Annotated in this window: 14 protein-coding genes; 8 read left to right on the top strand and 6 right to left on the bottom strand. The window is 72.8% G+C overall.

Going from position 1 to position 16,145, the window contains the following annotated elements; all coding sequences use genetic code 11:
• Window positions 1–67: 67 nt before the first annotated feature.
• A complete protein-coding gene (gene cobT, locus ACZ6B8_RS00070) occupies window positions 68–1,225 on the bottom strand; it encodes a nicotinate-nucleotide--dimethylbenzimidazole phosphoribosyltransferase (protein ID WP_471605793.1) in 1,158 nt (385 codons plus the stop codon).
• A 307-nt stretch (window positions 1,226–1,532) separates the two neighbouring features.
• Here cobT and ACZ6B8_RS00065 point away from each other — a divergent pair, with 307 nt between their 5' ends.
• A complete protein-coding gene (locus ACZ6B8_RS00065; protein WP_471605792.1) occupies window positions 1,533–2,621 on the top strand; it encodes a class I SAM-dependent methyltransferase in 1,089 nt (362 codons plus the stop codon).
• Window positions 2,622–2,634: 13 nt separating this feature from the next.
• Here the strand turns inward: ACZ6B8_RS00065 and ACZ6B8_RS00060 are convergent, their stop codons facing one another.
• Window positions 2,635–3,861 (bottom strand): bifunctional adenosylcobinamide kinase/adenosylcobinamide-phosphate guanylyltransferase, encoded by a 1,227-nt coding sequence (locus ACZ6B8_RS00060; protein WP_471605791.1) that lies wholly within the window; start codon window positions 3,859–3,861, stop codon window positions 2,635–2,637.
• Between the two features lie 101 nt (window positions 3,862–3,962).
• On the opposite strand from ACZ6B8_RS00060, the gene ACZ6B8_RS00055 reads away from it, so the two are divergent.
• Entirely contained in the window at window positions 3,963–4,199 is a 237-nt protein-coding gene (locus ACZ6B8_RS00055) for a hypothetical protein (RefSeq protein ID WP_471075225.1), read from the top strand.
• A 186-nt stretch (window positions 4,200–4,385) separates the two neighbouring features.
• Here the strand turns inward: ACZ6B8_RS00055 and ACZ6B8_RS00050 are convergent, their stop codons facing one another.
• The 3 genes from ACZ6B8_RS00050 to ACZ6B8_RS00040 form a co-directional block, all read right to left on the bottom strand.
• Complete coding sequence (locus ACZ6B8_RS00050) at window positions 4,386–5,459, bottom strand: S1C family serine protease (RefSeq protein ID WP_471075229.1); 1,074 nt, start codon at window positions 5,457–5,459, stop codon at window positions 4,386–4,388.
• A gap of 178 nt (window positions 5,460–5,637) precedes the next feature.
• Window positions 5,638–6,345 (bottom strand): class I SAM-dependent methyltransferase, encoded by a 708-nt coding sequence (locus ACZ6B8_RS00045; protein WP_471076468.1) that lies wholly within the window; start codon window positions 6,343–6,345, stop codon window positions 5,638–5,640.
• 74 nt (window positions 6,346–6,419) lie between these two features.
• Window positions 6,420–7,046, bottom strand: a complete 627-nt coding sequence (locus ACZ6B8_RS00040; RefSeq protein ID WP_471075233.1) for a DUF3043 domain-containing protein — start codon at window positions 7,044–7,046, stop codon at window positions 6,420–6,422.
• A 291-nt stretch (window positions 7,047–7,337) separates the two neighbouring features.
• On the opposite strand from ACZ6B8_RS00040, the gene ACZ6B8_RS00035 reads away from it, so the two are divergent.
• The 5 genes from ACZ6B8_RS00035 to ACZ6B8_RS00015 all read left to right on the top strand — a co-directional run bounded on the left by ACZ6B8_RS00035 (window position 7,338) and on the right by ACZ6B8_RS00015 (window position 14,045).
• The gene (locus ACZ6B8_RS00035) at window positions 7,338–8,129 is read left to right on the top strand and encodes a PspA/IM30 family protein (RefSeq protein WP_355813762.1); all 792 of its coding nucleotides are present in this window, start codon (window positions 7,338–7,340) and stop codon (window positions 8,127–8,129) included.
• 21 nt (window positions 8,130–8,150) lie between these two features.
• The gene (gene pspAA / locus ACZ6B8_RS00030) at window positions 8,151–8,429 is read left to right on the top strand and encodes a PspA-associated protein PspAA (RefSeq protein ID WP_471605790.1); all 279 of its coding nucleotides are present in this window, start codon (window positions 8,151–8,153) and stop codon (window positions 8,427–8,429) included.
• A 356-nt stretch (window positions 8,430–8,785) separates the two neighbouring features.
• The gene (locus ACZ6B8_RS00025; RefSeq protein WP_471605789.1) at window positions 8,786–10,030 is read left to right on the top strand and encodes a sensor histidine kinase; all 1,245 of its coding nucleotides are present in this window, start codon (window positions 8,786–8,788) and stop codon (window positions 10,028–10,030) included.
• Window positions 10,027–10,707, top strand: a complete 681-nt coding sequence (locus ACZ6B8_RS00020; protein ID WP_471075242.1) for a response regulator — start codon at window positions 10,027–10,029, stop codon at window positions 10,705–10,707. Before ACZ6B8_RS00025 ends, ACZ6B8_RS00020 begins: the two co-directional genes overlap by 4 nt.
• A gap of 197 nt (window positions 10,708–10,904) precedes the next feature.
• Complete coding sequence (locus ACZ6B8_RS00015) at window positions 10,905–14,045, top strand: efflux RND transporter permease subunit (RefSeq protein ID WP_471605788.1); 3,141 nt, start codon at window positions 10,905–10,907, stop codon at window positions 14,043–14,045.
• A 100-nt stretch (window positions 14,046–14,145) separates the two neighbouring features.
• Here ACZ6B8_RS00015 and nadA read toward each other — a convergent pair whose 3' ends face one another.
• Window positions 14,146–15,351, bottom strand: a complete 1,206-nt coding sequence (gene nadA / locus ACZ6B8_RS00010) for a quinolinate synthase NadA (RefSeq protein WP_471605787.1) — start codon at window positions 15,349–15,351, stop codon at window positions 14,146–14,148.
• A 291-nt stretch (window positions 15,352–15,642) separates the two neighbouring features.
• On the opposite strand from nadA, the gene ACZ6B8_RS00005 reads away from it, so the two are divergent.
• Window positions 15,643–15,999, top strand: coding sequence for a HesB/IscA family protein (locus ACZ6B8_RS00005; protein ID WP_030933606.1), 357 nt, complete (start codon window positions 15,643–15,645; stop codon window positions 15,997–15,999).
• Window positions 16,000–16,145 lie beyond the last annotated feature (146 nt).

Raw genomic sequence — 16,145 nt, 5'->3', positions numbered from 1 at the left:
GAGGGGTACAACCCCCGGTGCGGGGCCCTGTTGATGAGGCGTCAGTCGGGGCCGCGGCGCAGGGTGTCTACTCGGTAGACGGTACCGAAGATTCCGGTACGGCGGATTCCGTCGCCGTGGGGGCCGTCTCTGCGGGCTCCGTCTCCGGCGTCTTCGCGGGCTCCGTCTCCGGTGCCGCGGGATCCCGCTCCGGCAGCTCCGCCCAGAGCGCGGCGGCGGCCCGTACCAGCGGCAGCGCCAGCAGCCCGCCCGCCCCCTCGCCGACCTTCACGCCGTGCGCGAGCAGCGGGTCGAGCGCCATCCGGTCCAGGGCCTTGGCCTGCGCGGGCTCCCCGCTGTCGTGGCCGGCCAGCCACCAGTCCGGCGCGCGGAACGCCACCCGCTGGGCCACCAGCGCGGCCGCCGACGCCACCACGCCGTCCAGGATCACCGGCGTGCGCCGCACCGCGCACTGCAGCAGGAAGCCCGTCATCGCGGCCAGATCGGCGCCGCCCACCGCCGCGAGGAGCTCCAGCTGGTCGCCGAGGACCGGCCGGGCCCGCCGCAGCGCGTCCCGTACCGCCGCGCACTTGCGCATCCACGCCAGGTCGTCGACGGGCTCGCCGCCCCGCCCGGTCACCACGGACGCGTCGGTCCCGCACAACGCGGCGACCAGCGTCGCGGCGGCCGTCGTGCCGCCCACGCTGACATCGCCGAGCACGACCACGTCGGTGCCCGAGTCGGCCTCCTCGTCGGCGACCGCCATGCCCGCGCGCAGCGCCTGCTCGGCCTCCTCGGCCGTCAGCGCGTCCTCGATGTCGATGCGTCCCGAGCCGCGCCGCACCCGGTGCCCCGCCACCTCGGCGGGCAGATCGGCCGGGTCGCAGTCGAGGGCCATGTCGACGACCCGCACGGGCACGTCGAGGCGGCGCGCGAGGACGGCCACGGGGCTCTCGCCGGCCAGTACGGCCCGTACGAGATCCGCGGCGCCGCCCGCGGGACGCGCCGAGACGCCCTGCGCGGCGATGCCGTGATCACCCGCGAAGAGCACCACGCGCGGCCGCTCGACCGGCCGCACCGGCACCGAGGACTGGGCCGCCGAGAGCCACTCGCCGAGTTCGTCGAGGCGGCCGAGGGCGCCGGGCGGCAGGGTCTGCCGCGCCCTGCGTTCCTCGGCGTCGCGGCGCACCCCGCCGTCGGGCCGCTCGATCAGGTCGGTGAAGTCGTCGAGATTCAGCGAGCTCATTCGCCGAACAGTACCGGGAGCGGCGGCGGCATCGCTCGAACGGTCCTGCGGGCGCACCGACCCGCACCTGACGGCCGGTCAGGCCGCCGCGTCCGCCGGTCGCGTCGCGTGAGGAATCGCGTGCATGGCGTGACGCCCGACGCGGGAATGATCCTTTACGTTCCCGTTTGTGTCGGCTTGTCATATCACGTGAGGCATCGGCGGGAACCACGGATTCTGTCCCCCTGCCCTCCGTCCTCCTGCGCCCCGTCCCAGTCCCGCCCGGACCCTGTCTCCGTCCCACTCCTCCGACCCCGGGAGTACGCCCATGACCACGGATGCCGCCCAGCAGGTCGCCGCCCGGCGTCCCGCCTACCTCGCCGAACTCGCCCGGGGCACCGAGCGGTTCCACGAACCCCGCCGCACCGACTGCCCCTGGTGCGGCTCCGAACGGCTGCGGGTGCGGCTGCGCACCACCGACCTGGTGCAGCACAAGCCCGGCAGCTTCACGCTGGACCGGTGCGGCGACTGCGCCCACTGCTTCCAGAACCCCCGGCTGACCCCCGAGGGCCTGGACTTCTACCGCAGGGACTTCCGCGACGGGCCCGGCGGCCGCGAGCCGGTGAAGCCGTTCGGCGCCGGCGCCGCCGCGAAACGGCGCCTGGCCGCCGTCCGGGCGCTCGCCGCCCTCGACGAGCCCGAGAGCTGGCTGGACGTCGACACCGGCGCCGCGCACTTCCCGGCCCTGGCCAGGCGGGTCCTGCCGTACACCTCCTTCGACGGCACCGACCGCGGCACCGGCCTCGAACGCGGCGTGCGGCGCGGCCGCATCGAGGAGGGTCACCGCGGCTCCCTGCCCGGGCTCGCCGGGCGGCTCGCGGGCCGCTACGACGCGCTGAGCATGTTCCACACCCTGCAACGCAGCCCTGATCCGCGCGCGGAGCTCGGCGCCGCGCGGACCGTGCTGCGCCCCGGCGGACACCTGCTCATCGAGGCCCCCGACCCCGAGTGCCGCGCCGCCCGGCTGCTCGGCAAGTGGTGGGCGTCCTACCGCCAGCCGCGCACGCTGCACCTCGTGCCGCTCGCCAACCTCCGCCAGGAGCTGACCACGCTGGGCTTCACGGTCGTATCCGTCGAGCGCCGCACCGCGCACGCCCCCGTCGACCTCGGCGCGGCGGTGGCGCTCTTCCTCAACGGCCGCATGCCGGCGGCCGACGTGCCCTGGCGCGCCGGACCCGCGACCCCGCTCCAGCTCAAGCTGCGCCGCGCCGCGCGGTGGGCGTCGCTGCCCCCGGTGCTGCTCGCCCGCGCACTGGACGTCGTCCTCGCGCCGCTGCTCACCCGCGCCGGCTTCAGCAACACCTACCGGGTCATCGCCCGCCGCGGCCCCGACCCGACGGGCCCGGCCGCCCCGTGAGCGCGGCCGGACGTCAGCCGCGCAGGGTGAGGGCCTGGCCCGCCACGACGAGCAGGACGTGTTCGCACTCGTTCGCGAACGCGGTGTTCAGGCGGCCCAGTTCGTCGCGGTAGCGGCGGCCGGAGGCGGTCGCGGGGACGATGCCGGAGCCGACCTCGTTGGAGACGGCGACGACGGTGCGCCGGGTCGTACGGACCGCCTCCGCGAGCCCGGCGACCCGCTCCCGCAGCGCGCGCTCCCCGCCGCCCGCCCACTCCGCGTCGTCCCACGCACCCACCTCGTCCATGACGTGGGTCAGCCACAGCGACAGGCAGTCGATGAGCAGCGGCGGCCCGTCGTCGCCGAGCAGCGGCACCAGGTCGCAGCTCTCGGCGGTCCGCCAGGAGCCGGGGCGCCGCTCGCGGTGCACGCTCACCCGCCGCGCCCACTCCGTGTCGCCGCTCCTGGTCCCGCCGGTGGCCACGTACAGCACCTCGGGGAAGGCCTCCAGGCGCCGCTCGGCCTCCACCGACTTGCCCGAGCGCGCGCCGCCGAGGACGAGGGTGCGGCGCGGCACGTCGGGGACGTCCTCGTAGGCGCCGACCACGAGCGTCGACCCGTCCGGCACGGCCCGCGCCCCGGCGGCCGCGAGGCGGCGCGTCAGCTCACCGCCGGGCGGCGCCTCGTGGCCGATGTGCACCGCGATCACGTCGGTGGTCGGCCCGACGGCCCCCGCCGCGCGGAGCCGGGCGAGCCCGTCGGGACGCCCGACGACGTCCGCGACGACCATCTCGTACGGGCGGTCCCTGCCGTTGCCCGGCGCGGCGCCGTTCCCCTCGCCGAGTCCGGCGGGCGCGCCGCCCGGCGGCAGGTACAGCAGCCGCTCCCCGTCGGGCCCGGTCACCTCGTACCCGGAGCCGGGCGCGTCCAGCGCCACCGCGCGCACCCGGTGCCCGGTGAGCAGCGCGAGCTCGCGTCCGTCGGCGACCCGGCCGGGCTGCGGCAGCCCCGCGGGCACCTCGACGGCGGGCCCGTCGTGCGGATGCGAGAGCAGCACCTGCCGCACTCCGCCGAGCGAGTGCCCGGCGCGGGCGGCCGCGAAGGCGGCGCCGGGGGTCAGGTCGAGGAGCAGGACGCCGTCCACGAGGAGCGCGGTGGCGGCGCGCGCCGCATCGCCCAGCGCGGTCGCGCAGACCGCGCAGGGACAGTCGGGGAGGGGCAGACCGCCGGGGGCGCCGGTGCCGAGCAGAGTCAGTTCCACACGAAGATCCTCCCGCGTCGGGTCGGACGCCGCGCGCCCGGCTAGGCTTCAAGCGGATCGGGGCGGTGGTGACACCGCCACAGGACCCTCGGGAGGCTGACATGGCGGCATGGACGTGGCGGTTCGAGAAGGCGGACGGGACGGAGGTCCAGCCCGCGGTGCAGCCCGAGGAGTTCACCACCCAGGGCGACGCGGAGTCCTGGGTCGGTGAGTACTGGAAGGAGCTGTCCGAGGGCGGCGCCGACCAGGTGAGCCTCTTCGAGGACACCACCAAGATCTACGGTCCGATGAGCCTGCACGCGGACGAGGCCCAGGACACGGAGGACGCCTCCGCGTGAGGTGAGCGGCGACGTCCCGCGGCACACGCCGTACGCGCGACGGGAGGCGGTGGCCGGACGCGGCCACCGCCTCCGGTACGTCCACGCAGCTTCCGGTACGCACACGCAGCTTCCGGTACGTCCACGCAGCTTCCGGTACGCCCGCGCAGCCTCCCGCACTCCCGTACGTGAGCGCCGCCGCGGTCCTCACATCTCGCCGAGGGTCACGTCCGCCTTCTTGTCGGCCCCGTCCCGTACGTACGTGACCTGCGTCTTCTGGCCGGGCTCGGCGGCCGCCAGTGCCTCCGAGAGCGAGTTGATCGTGGTGATCCCGCTGCCGCCGAGCCGGGTGATGATGTCGCCGGGCCGCAGCCCAGCCCCGGCCGCCGCGCCGCCCTGCCGGGCCTCGACCACGGCCACGCCCGCGGGCCGGTAGTCGTCGTCCAAAACGGTGCGGCCGGTGATGCCGAGCGCGGCCCGGCCCGAGTCGGTGACCCTGCCGTCCTTGATGATCTGGTCGGCGACGGTCTTCACCATCGACGACGGGATCGCGAAGCCGATGCCGGGCGCGGCGCTGTCCCCCATCTGCGGATCGCTCGCGGCGAGGGTGGGGATGCCGATGACCTTCCCGTCCAGGTCGACCAGGGCGCCGCCGCTGTTGCCCGGGTTGATCGCGGCCGACGTCTGCACCATGTTGGCGATGGTGGCCCCGGTGCCGCCGCCGGTACGGCCCTCGCTGACGGTGCGTCCGGTGGCCGAGACGATGCCCTGGGTGACGCTGGAGGACAGGCCGAGCGGGGAGCCCATGGCCAGCACGATCTGGCCGACCTCGGCCTTGGTGGAGTCGCCGAACTCCGCCGCCTTCAGGCCGTCCGGCACGTCGTCCAGCTTGATGACCGCGAGGTCCTGCTCGGGATAGCTCGCCACCAGGTCGGCGGTCAGCGCCTGCTCGCCGGTGGCGGTGGTGACCTTGAACCGCTTCTCCTTGCCCACGACATGGGCGTTGGTGACGATGTGCCCCTTGCCGTCGTAGACGACCCCGGAGCCCAGGCTGTCGCCGGCGTCGACCTGGACGACCGACGGCAGCACGTCCTTGATCACCCGCTGGTAGTCGTCCTGCAGGTCACCGGCGGCGGCCGGCGCCGCCCGGGTGGTCGACCGGCCCGAGTCGCCGGACCCGGAGGAGGAGCACCCGCCGACGAGCGCGGCGGCGGCGACGGCGGCGAGGGAGGCGGCGAGCGGCGCGGAGACGGCACGGGAACGGGTACGCGAGGCAGTCATGCGCCGAGTGTGCTTTTCGTCCGTTCCCGGCGCCTGTGCTGCGGGGTAAACGGGTGGGTGCCCGCGCCAGCCCCGAACCTCGCACGGATCCGTCGGCTCGGACCCCGCACGGTCCGTCGGCCCGAAACCAACCCGCCCCCCGCACGGACCCCTCAGTCCGGAGCCCCGCGGGGACCCGTCAGTCCCGCACCCCGCACAGGTGCAGCAGCGCGGCGACCCGCCGGTACGGGTCCGTGCGGCCCGCCCGCTCCTCGGCGGCGAGCAGCGCCTCCAGCTCCCACTCGGGCGGCAGCGCCGCGCCGTCCGGGACGGTGTCCGTGAAGACCCGCACGCCGTACCAGGCCTGGAGCGGCGCCGCGAGCCCCGCCAGGGAGGAGGTCAGCGCGTCGAGCCGGTCCGCGCGGGCGTCGATGCCGAGCCGGTTGCGGTACGTGACGGAGTCGAAGGCGGCGAGCGCCCCCGCCCAGTCGCCCGCGAGACCGGGCCGCATGGCCAGCGCCTCCGCGTTGCGCACGAGCAGCGACAGGAGTCCGCCGGGCGCCAGCATCCGGGCGAGCCCGGCGAGGAGCGCGTCGGGGTCCTCGACGTACATCAGGACGCCGTGGCAGAGCACCACGTCGAAGCTGCCGGGCAGGAAGTGGACCCCGGTCTGGTGCCCGTCGCCCTCGACGATGCGCACCCGCCCCTGGATGCCCTCGGGCTCCGCCGCGAGCGAGGTGCGCGCGGCGGCGATCATGGCGGGGTCCTGCTCGACGCCGGTCACCTTGTGGCCGGCCCGGGCGAGCCGCAGGGCCTGCGTGCCCTGGCCCATGCCGACGTCGAGTATCCGCAGCCGCTGCCCCACGGGGAAGCGGGCGACTATCTGCTCGTCGAGCTGGCGGGCCACCAGCTCCTGGCGCACGGCGTTGCGCAGGCCGCCCAGCTTCTCCAGCCAGGCCCCGGCCCCGCCGGTGAATCCGCTCAGGGCCGCTCTCCGCGCTTGACCTGCGGCTTGGGCAGCCGCAGCCGACGCATCTGGAGCGTGCGCATCAGGGCGTAGAAGACGGCGCCCTTGCGGTTGTCGTCCGGGAAGCGCTCGGCGAGCCGCTTCTTCAGCCGGAAGGCGGTGACGACCGAGTCGAGGATGATCAGGACGATCACGAAGAGCCAGAGCAGCAGCGCGATGTTCTGCAGCTGCGGCACCCGGACGATGCTCAGCACCAGGATGATCACCGCGAGCGGCAGGAAGTACTCGGCGATGCAGAAGCGCGAGTCCACGAAGTCGCGCGCGAACTTGCGCACGGGACCCTTGTCACGGGCGGGCAGGAACCGCTCGTCACCGCTGGCCATCGCCTCGCGCTGCTTCGCCATCTGGGTCCGGCGCTCGTCGCGCTGGCGCTTGGCGGCCTCCTTGCGCGTCGTCGGCGTGTTCGTCACGCTGCGGCGCTGGGACTGTGCCATGGCGCGCTTGGGGGTGGGGCGGCCCTTCGGGGCCTGCGGGTCACGGGGCTGCTTGGAGTCGGTCACCGGCGCCTGCGCGGCCGGGGCCTTCTCTTCCTTGGATCGGCTACGGAACACAAAATCCAAGGGTACGGGGTGCGGACGCATGGCCGTCCGCCGGGCGGGGAACGATCCGGCAACGCCGGGCGTCTTGATTTATGTCCCTAAGGGGCCGTAGCGGGCGGAATGCGGCGGGCCGGGACCGGCCGCCCGGGACGCCTCGGGGCTGCTTCACGGGGGAGCACCTACTCCTTACGCCGGAGCGGCGCGGGACGCAGTCGTCCTTGGGGATGAGCGCATCCGCCCGCGAACAGTGCGGTAATGGATGCAGGGCCCGTACTGTGGGTTCTGAGCAGTACCTGGAGCTGGAAGTCCGTCAGAAGGGGGCGCGCGAAGCCCATGAGCGGTGTCATGAAGCGTATGGGGATGATCTTCCGCGCGAAGGCGAACAAGGCCCTTGACCGGGCCGAGGACCCGCGCGAAACCCTCGATTACTCGTACCAGAAGCAGCTGGAGCTGCTGCAGAAGGTGCGCCGTGGCGTCGCCGACGTGGCGACCTCCCGCAAGCGCCTGGAACTGCAGCTGACCCAGCTCCAGAAGCAGTCCTCGACCCTGGAGGACCAGGGCCGCAAGGCGCTCGCCCTCGGCCGCGAGGACCTGGCCCGCGAGGCCCTGTCCCGCCGTGCCGCGCTCCAGCAGCAGGTGACGGACCTGGAGACGCAGCACCAGACCCTCCAGGGCGAGGAGGAGAAGCTCACCCTGGCGGCCCAGCGGCTCCAGGCCAAGGTCGACGCCTTCCGTACGAAGAAGGAGACCATCAAGGCCACCTACACCGCCGCCCAGGCCCAGACCCGCATCGGCGAGGCCTTCTCCGGCATCTCCGAGGAGATGGGCGACGTCGGCATGGCGATCCAGCGCGCCGAGGACAAGACCGCGCAGCTCCAGGCGCGGGCCGGCGCGATCGACGAACTGCTCGCCTCCGGTGCCCTCGACGACTCCTCCGGGCTCGCCAAGGACGACATCCAGACCGAGCTCGACCGGCTCTCCGGTGGTACTGATGTAGAGCTGGAACTGCAGCGCATGAAGGCGGAGCTCGCCGGAGGCCCCAGCAGCCAGCAGGCGATCGAGGGCGGCCAGGGCCGTCCCCAGTCGCAGCAGCCGCAGGACACCCCGCGCTTCGACAAGCAGTAGCTCACGTCCGAGGAGGGCGACATGATCGTACGGATCATGGGGGAGGGGCAGGTGAAGCTGGCCGACAGCCACTTCGCCGAACTGAACAAGCTGGACGACGAGCTGCTCGCGGAGATGGAGCGGGGCGACGAGCCCGCCTTCCGCCGCACGCTCCACGCCCTCCTGGACAAGGTCCGGGAGCTCGGCTCCCCCCTCCCCGACGACGCCCTGGAACCCTCGGAACTGATCCTCCCGTCCCCCGAGGCGACCCTGGACCAGGTCAGAGAAATGCTGAGCGACGACGGCTTGATCCCCGGCTGACCGAGCCCCCGCAAAGGGCTGCGGTAAACGTCGCGAGCAACCACGATCGACCCGCAGCAAACCGCCGACCGAAGCCCCGCCAAAGGGGCGCGGGGAACGGCGCGAGCAACCACAAGCGACCCGCAGTGAATCGCTGACCGAGCGCCCCCGACAAGGGGCGCGGGGAACTGCGCAAACACCCCCACCACCCGCGCCAAAGCCTCAACAACCGCCCACCCCTTCAGGGGCGCGGGGAACGGCGCGAGCAACCCCAAGCGCGCCCGCAGGGACAAACCCCCCACGCCCCGGAGGGGTACCCGCCCAGCAGAACCCCCGTATCGTCCCAGGCCCGCGCCAACCCCCCGTACCGTTGAGCAGTGACCACACTCGTGCGAGGCCGCGGCTGGGCCAGAACGCATCCGCTCGCGGTCGACGCCGCACTCGCCACCGCCGTCCTCGTCTGCATGGTCGTCGGCTCCTTCGCGGAGCCCTACGGCGAGCACGGCCCCACCTGGGGCACCCGCACCCCCGACGCCCCGAGCCTGCTCCTGATGGCGCTCGGCGCGCTCGCCCTGGTCTTCCGCCGCCGCGCCCCGTGGTCCGTCCTCGCGGCGACCTGCGCCGCCTCCCTCGTCGAGCTGCTGACCGGCCAGCCCCGCGCGCCCGTCGTGATGTGCGCCGTCATCGCGCTGTTCACCGTCGCCGCCCGCACCGACCGCTCCACGACCTGGCGGATCGGCCTGGTCACGATGACCGGGCTCACCGGCGTCGCGATGCTCTCCGGCCCGCTGCCCTGGTACGCGCAGGAGAACCTCGGCATCTTCGCCTGGACCGGCATGGCCGCCGCCGCGGGGGACGCCGTGCGCAGCCGCCGCGCCTTCGTGGACGCCATACGGGAGCGCGCCGAGCGGGCCGAGCGCACCCGGGAGGAAGAGGCCCGGCGCCGCGTCGCCGAGGAACGGCTGCGGATCGCCCGCGACCTGCACGACGTGGTCGCCCACCACATCGCCCTGGTCAACGTGCAGGCCGGCGTCGCCGCCCACGTCATGGACCGGCGGCCCGACCAGGCCAAGGAGGCCCTCGCGCACGTACGCGACGCCAGCCGCTCCGCGCTCAACGAACTGCGCGCCACCGTCGGCCTGTTGCGGCAGAGCGGCGACCCCGAGGCGCCCACCGAACCGGCCCCCGGCCTGCACCGCCTCGACGAGCTCGTCGAGACGTTCCGCAACGCCGGCCTGCCCGTGGAGGTGGCCCTCGGCCAGGTCGGCCTCGACCTGGCCGCGGCCGTCGACCTCGCCGCGTTCCGGATCATCCAGGAGGCGCTGACCAATGTGCAGCGGCACGCGGGGCAGGACGCCAAGGCCGAGGTGAGCGTCGTCCGCGTCGGCCCGAACGTGGAGGTCACCGTCATAGACGACGGCCCCGGGGCCGAAAGGGGCGAGGGGGAGGCCGGTGACGAGGAGGCCGGTGACGGGGAGTCCGGCGGCGGCCACGGCCTCATCGGCATGCGCGAGCGCGCCACGGCCCTCGGCGGCAGCTGCACGGCGGGGCCCCGCTACGGCGGCGGCTTCCGCGTCCATGCGATCCTGCCCGTCACCACGGCAAAGGGAGGGACCGCGTGACGATCCGCGTACTGCTCGCCGACGATCAGGCCTTGCTGCGCAGCGCGTTCAGGGTGCTCGTCGACTCCGAGTCCGACATGGAGGTGGTCGGCGAGGCGTCCGACGGGGCGGAGGCGGTCGCGCTCGCCGCGTCGGAACGGGCGGACGTGGTCCTCATGGATATCCGGATGCCCGGCACCGACGGCCTCGCCGCCACCCGCCTGATCAGCGCCGACCCCGCGCTGGCCCATGTACGGGTGGTCATGCTGACGACGTTCGAGGTCGACGAGTACGTGGTGCAGTCGCTGCGCGCGGGCGCCTCCGGGTTCCTCGGCAAGGGCGCGGAGCCCGACGAGCTGCTCGGCGCCATCCGGATCGCCGCGGCCGGCGAGGCGCTGCTCTCGCCGGTGGCCACCAAGGGCCTGATCGCCAAGTTCCTCGCTCAGGGCGACGGACTGGACGGCGACGCGCCGGCGCGCGGCGAGCGCCTCGACGCGCTCACCGGCCGCGAACGCGAGGTCCTCGTCCAGGTCGCGGGCGGCCACTCCAACGACGAGATCGCCGAGCGCCTCGAAGTCAGCCCGCTCACCGTGAAGACCCATGTGAACCGCGCGATGGCGAAGCTCGGCGCCCGCGACCGGGCCCAACTCGTCGTCATCGCGTACGAATCGGGCCTGGTACGTCCACGGGTGGAGTGACGCGGGAGGCGGTGTACTGCGCCCGCAGTACGCGCCCCGCGAGAAATGGTCCTGCGAGCGAGGTGCCGGGGCCCGGCCATGGCTGAGGGTGTGAGGGACGTACGAAGCTTGCCGCAGGCACCCATTCTCCGGGTCCCCCTCTGCGGCCTGCCCGGCTTCGTGCGTTCCCCCCGCGCACGCCACAGAGAGAGACCTCCATGTCCTGGCTGTCCAGGTTCAGCCTTGCCCAACGGGCGCTCGTCGGGCTGATGTCGGTCATCGCGATCGTCTTCGGCGCCATCGCGATACCGCAGCTCAAGCAGCAGCTGCTGCCCTCCATCGAACTGCCCATGGTGTCCGTCCTCGCGCCCTACCAGGGTGCGTCCCCCGACGTCGTCGAGAAGCAGGTCGTCGAACCGCTCGAGAACACCATCGACGCCGTCGACGGCATCACCGGCATCACCGCCACGGCGAGCGAGGGCAACGCCGTCATCATGGCCCGCTTCGACTACGGCAGCGGTTCCAAGCAGCTCGTCGCCGACGTCCAGCAGGCCGTGAACCGCGCCCGCGCCGAACTCCCCGACGACGTCGACCCGCAGGTCGTCGCCGGCTCCACCGACGACATCCCGACCGTCGTCCTGTCCGCCACCTCCGGCGAGGACCAGCAGGCCCTCGCCGACCGCCTCGACCGCACCGTCGTACCGGCCCTGAAGGACATCGACGGCGTCTCCCAGGTCACCGTGGACGGCGTGCGCGACCTCCAGGTCGACGTCACCCCCGACGACCGGAAGCTGGCCAAGGCCGGTCTGACCCCGGCCGCGCTCGGCAAGGCGCTCCAGGCGGGCGGCGCCACGCTCCCCGCGGGCTCCTTCGACGAGGCGGGCAAGAACCGGACCGTGCAGGTCGGCGGCGGCTTCACCGCGCTGAAGCAGATCGAGGAGCTGCGGGTCGCGCCCGAGGCGGCGCCGGGCGAGCGGGCGGGCAAGCCCGTACGCCTCGGCGACGTCGCCACCGTCGCGCAGAAGCCGGCCACCGCCACGTCCCTCACCCGCACCAACGGCGAGCCCAGCCTCGCCGTCGCGATCACCATGGACCAGGACGGCAGCGCCGTCGCCATCTCCGACGCGGTCAAGGACAAGCTCCCCGGGCTGCGAGAGGACCTCGGCCCCGGATCCGAGCTGACGGTCGCGAGCGACCAGGGCCCGGCCGTCGCCGAGTCCATCGAGGGCCTCACCACCGAGGGCGCCCTCGGCCTGGTCTTCGCCGTCGTGATCATCCTGGTCTTCCTGGCGTCGATCCGCTCGACGCTGGTCACCGCGGTCTCCATCCCGCTCTCGGTCGTGCTCGCCCTGATCGTCCTGTGGACCCGCGACCTCTCGCTCAACATGCTCACGCTCGGCGCGCTGACCATCGCGATCGGCCGCGTCGTCGACGACTCGATCGTGGTCCTGGAGAACATCAAGCGCCACCTCGGCTACGGCGAGGAGCGCGAGCGGGCCATCCTCACGGCGGTCCGCGAGGTCGCCGGCGCCGTCACCTCGTCGACGCTGACGACCGTGGCGGTCTTCCTGCCGATCGGCCTGGTCGGCGGCATGGTCGGCGAGCTCTTCGGCTCGTTCTCGCTGACCGTCACGGCGGCGCTCCTCGCCTCACTGCTGGTCTCGCTGACGGTCGTGCCGGTCCTGTCGTACTGGTTCCTGCGCGCCCCCAAGGCGATCCAGGGCGTCGACCCGGAGGAGGCCCGCCGCAAGGCCGAGGAGAAGGAGAGCCGCAGCAGGCTCCAGCGGATGTACGTCCCCGTCCTGCGCTTCGCCACCCGCCGCCGCCTCACCAGCCTCGGCATCGCGGTCGTGATCCTGGTCGGCACCTTCGCCATGGCGCCGATGCTGAAGACCAACTTCTTCGACCAGGGCGAGCAGGAAGTGCTCACCATCAAGCAGGAGTTGAAGCCCGGCACCAGCCTGGCGGCGTCGGACGCCTCGGCGAAGAAGATCGAGAAGATGCTCTCCGGCATCGACGAGATCAAGGACTACCAGGTCACGGTCGGCTCGTCCGGTTTCCTGGCCGCCTTCGGCGGCGGCACGGACACCAACCAGGCCTCGTACACGCTCACCCTCAAGGACAAGTCCTCGTACGACCGGACGCAAGACCGGGTCGAGGAGGGGCTCCGCAAGCTCTCCGGGATCGGGCAGACCACGGTCTCCGCCGGTGACGGTTTCGGCAACCAGGACCTCAGCGTCGTGGTGAAGGCCGGCGACGGCGACGTGCTGCGCAAGGCCTCCGACCAGGTGCGCGACGCCGTCGCGAAGCTCGACGACGTCACCGACGTGCAGAGCGACCTGTCGCAGAGCGTCCCGCGGATCTCGGTCCGGGCCAACGCCAAGGCCGCCGCGGCCGGTTTCGACGACACCACCCTCGGCCAGGCCGTCGGGCAGGCGGTGCGCGGCACCACCAGCGGCAAGGCGACGCTCGACGACACCGAGCGCGATGTCGTCATCAAGTCGGCGAAGCCCGCGACGACCCTCGCCGAGCTGCGCGAGCTGCCGCTCCGGCCGGGGGTGCGGCTCGGCGACATCGCCGACGTCGAGCTGGTGGACGGCCCGGTCTCCATGACCCGGATCGACGGCGCCCGTGCCGCGACGATCACCGCGAGGCCGACCGGTGAGAACACCGGCGCGGTCAGCGCCGACCTCACCAAGAGGCTCGACGCGCTGAAGCTGCCCGACGGCGCCACGGCGTCGATCGGCGGCGTCTCGCAGGACCAGGACGAGGCGTTCGGATCCCTCGGCCTCGCGATGCTGGCGGCGATCGCCATCGTCTTCATGCTCCTGGTCGCGACCTTCCGCTCCCTGGTGCAGCCGCTGATCCTGCTCGTCTCCATCCCGTTCGCGGCGACGGGCGCGATCGGCCTGCTGCTCGCCACCGGCACCCCGATGGGCGTCCCGGCGATGATCGGCATGCTGATGCTCATCGGCATCGTGGTCACCAACGCGATCGTGCTGATCGACCTGATCAACCAGTACCGCGCCCAGGGGTACGGCACGGTCGAGGCGGTCGTCGAGGGCGGCCGGCACCGGCTGCGCCCGATCCTCATGACCGCCCTGGCGACGATCTTCGCCCTGCTCCCGATGGCCCTGGGCGTCACGGGCGAGGGCGGCTTCATCGCCCAGCCGCTCGCGGTGGTGGTGATCGGCGGTCTGATCACCTCGACGCTGCTGACCCTCCTGCTGGTCCCGACGCTGTACGCGATGGTGGAGCTCCGCAAGGAGCGCCGGCGCGCCAAGCGCGAGGCCAGGCGGGCGAAGAAGGCGGGGGTCCCGCCACAGGGCGCCGCGTCCGAGGAGCCGGCCCAGGTCTGACCCGGGGCGAGCATCCGGGGCGCGTATCCCGGGGCGCGTATCCGAGACGCAGTAAGGGGCGTCCGCCATGGCGGACGCCCCTTACGCATGCGGGGGAGGGCTACGGCAGCGCCAGCATCCGCTCCAGCGCCAGCTTGGCGAACTGCTCGGTCTCCCGGTCGACCTCGATCCGGTTGACGAGGTTGCCCTCGGCCAGCGACTCCAGGGTCCAGACCAGGTGCGGCAGGTCGATCCGGTTCATGGTCGAGCAGAAGCAGACCGTCTTGTCGAGGAAGACGACCTCCTTGTCCTCGGCGGCGAAACGATTCGCCAGGCGGCGGACCAGGTTCAGCTCGGTGCCGATGGCCCACTTGGAGCCGGCCGGTGCCGCCTCCAGGGTCTTGATGATGTGCTCGGTCGAGCCCACGTGGTCGGCCGCCGCGACGACCTCGTGCTTGCACTCGGGGTGCACCAGGACGTTGACGCCGGGGATCCGGGCGCGCACGTCCGCCACGGACTCCAGCGAGAAGCGGCCGTGCACCGAGCAGTGCCCGCGCCACAGGATCATCTTCGCGTCGCGCAGCTGCTCGATGCTCAGGCCGCCGTTCGGCTTGTGCGGGTTGTAGACCACGCAGTCGTCGAGCGACATCCCCATGTCACGCACCGCGGTGTTGCGGCCGAGGTGCTGGTCGGGCAGGAAGAGCACCTTCTCGCCCTGGTCGAAGGCCCACTCCAGGGCGCGCTTCGCGTTCGACGACGTACAGATCGTGCCGCCGTGCTTGCCGGTGAAGGCCTTGATGTCGGCGGAGGAGTTCATGTACGAGACGGGGACGACCTGCTCGGCTATGCCGGCCTCGGTCAGCGCGTCCCAGCACTCGGCGACCTGCTCGGCGGTGGCCATGTCGGCCATCGAGCAGCCGGCGGCCAGGTCGGGCAGCACGACCTTCTGGTCGTCCGTCGTCAGGATGTCCGCGGACTCGGCCATGAAGTGCACACCACAGAAGACGATGTACTCGGCGTCCGGCCGGGCCGCAGCGTCGCGCGCCAGCTTGAAGGAGTCGCCGGTCACGTCGGCGAACTGGATGACCTCGTCGCGCTGGTAGTGGTGGCCGAGCACGAAGACCTTGTCGCCGAGCTTCTCCTTGGCGGCGCGGGCCCGCTCCACCAGGTCCGGGTCGGAGGGGGACGGCAGGTCGCCGGGGCACTCCACGCCGCGCTCGCTCCGCGGGTCGGCTTCGCGGCCGAGCAGCAGCAGGGCGAGGGGGGTGGGCTGTACATCGAGGGTCACGCGGTCCACGGGGGACTGGGCGGTGGTCACGACACGCACCCTTTCTCATCTGTGTATGCGCGGCGAAGCCGCTCCGGTGGAGCCTCGGGGGCGTGCACCGGGGATCCTTTTCGTCGATTTGACGTTATCTATCATAACCGCTTCACGTCAGTTTGACGATGGCCATAGTGTCGATGTGACGCATTCGCCGTCCGGCGGCCCGCTGTCCCGCCCGCCGCCATGTGCGAGCATGAAGGGGCAAGGACGAAGCACTCGGCCCGGAATGAATCCGCGGCCCCGCCGGTTGCAACCGTCGGCAAGCAGTCTCCGTACAACCCGGGAGAGAAGCAGATGTCCGTATCGGACGAGACCACCACCGTGAGCGACGGCATCCTCCTGTCGGACGCCGCCGCGGCCAAGGTGAAGGGCCTCCTTGAGCAGGAGGGCCGGGACGACCTGGCGCTGCGCGTGGCCGTGCAGCCCGGTGGCTGCTCGGGCCTGCGCTACCAGCTGTTCTTCGACGAGCGCTCGCTCGACGGCGACGTCGTCAAGGACTTCGACGGCGTGAAGGTCGTCACCGACCGGATGAGCGCTCCCTACCTGGGCGGCGCCTCCATCGACTTCGTGGACACCATCGAGAAGCAGGGCTTCACGATCGACAACCCCAACGCCACCGGCTCCTGCGCCTGCGGCGACTCCTTCAGCTGAGCCTCGGCCCGACGGCACAGCAGACGTACGAAGGCGGCGGCCCCCCCGAAACGTCCAGGGGGACGCCACCCTCTTCCGTCCCCGCGCGGGGCAGACGGACCAACAGCCACGCTCGCGCGCTGCTTTTTTCGGCCCATGTTGCCCCT

The organism is Streptomyces sp. NPDC041122 (assembly GCF_055592445.1).
Note: the sequence above shows the minus strand (reverse complement) of the source record. Positions and strands in the feature narration are given on the sequence as shown.

Excerpts from the sequence above, each read along its gene's own strand:
- cobT (WP_471605793.1), bottom strand. The coding sequence starts at position 1,225 with ATGAGCTCGCTGAATCTCGACGACTTCACCGACCTGATCGAGCGGCCC.
- ACZ6B8_RS00065 (WP_471605792.1), top strand. The coding sequence starts at position 1,533 with ATGACCACGGATGCCGCCCAGCAGGTCGCCGCCCGGCGTCCCGCCTAC.
- ACZ6B8_RS00055 (WP_471075225.1), top strand. The coding sequence starts at position 3,963 with ATGGCGGCATGGACGTGGCGGTTCGAGAAGGCGGACGGGACGGAGGTC.
- ACZ6B8_RS00050 (WP_471075229.1), bottom strand. The coding sequence starts at position 5,459 with ATGACTGCCTCGCGTACCCGTTCCCGTGCCGTCTCCGCGCCGCTCGCC.
- ACZ6B8_RS00040 (WP_471075233.1), bottom strand. The coding sequence starts at position 7,046 with ATGCGTCCGCACCCCGTACCCTTGGATTTTGTGTTCCGTAGCCGATCC.
- ACZ6B8_RS00035 (WP_355813762.1), top strand. The coding sequence starts at position 7,338 with ATGAGCGGTGTCATGAAGCGTATGGGGATGATCTTCCGCGCGAAGGCG.
- pspAA (WP_471605790.1), top strand. The coding sequence starts at position 8,151 with ATGATCGTACGGATCATGGGGGAGGGGCAGGTGAAGCTGGCCGACAGC.
- ACZ6B8_RS00015 (WP_471605788.1), top strand. The coding sequence starts at position 10,905 with ATGTCCTGGCTGTCCAGGTTCAGCCTTGCCCAACGGGCGCTCGTCGGG.
- ACZ6B8_RS00005 (WP_030933606.1), top strand. The coding sequence starts at position 15,643 with ATGTCCGTATCGGACGAGACCACCACCGTGAGCGACGGCATCCTCCTG.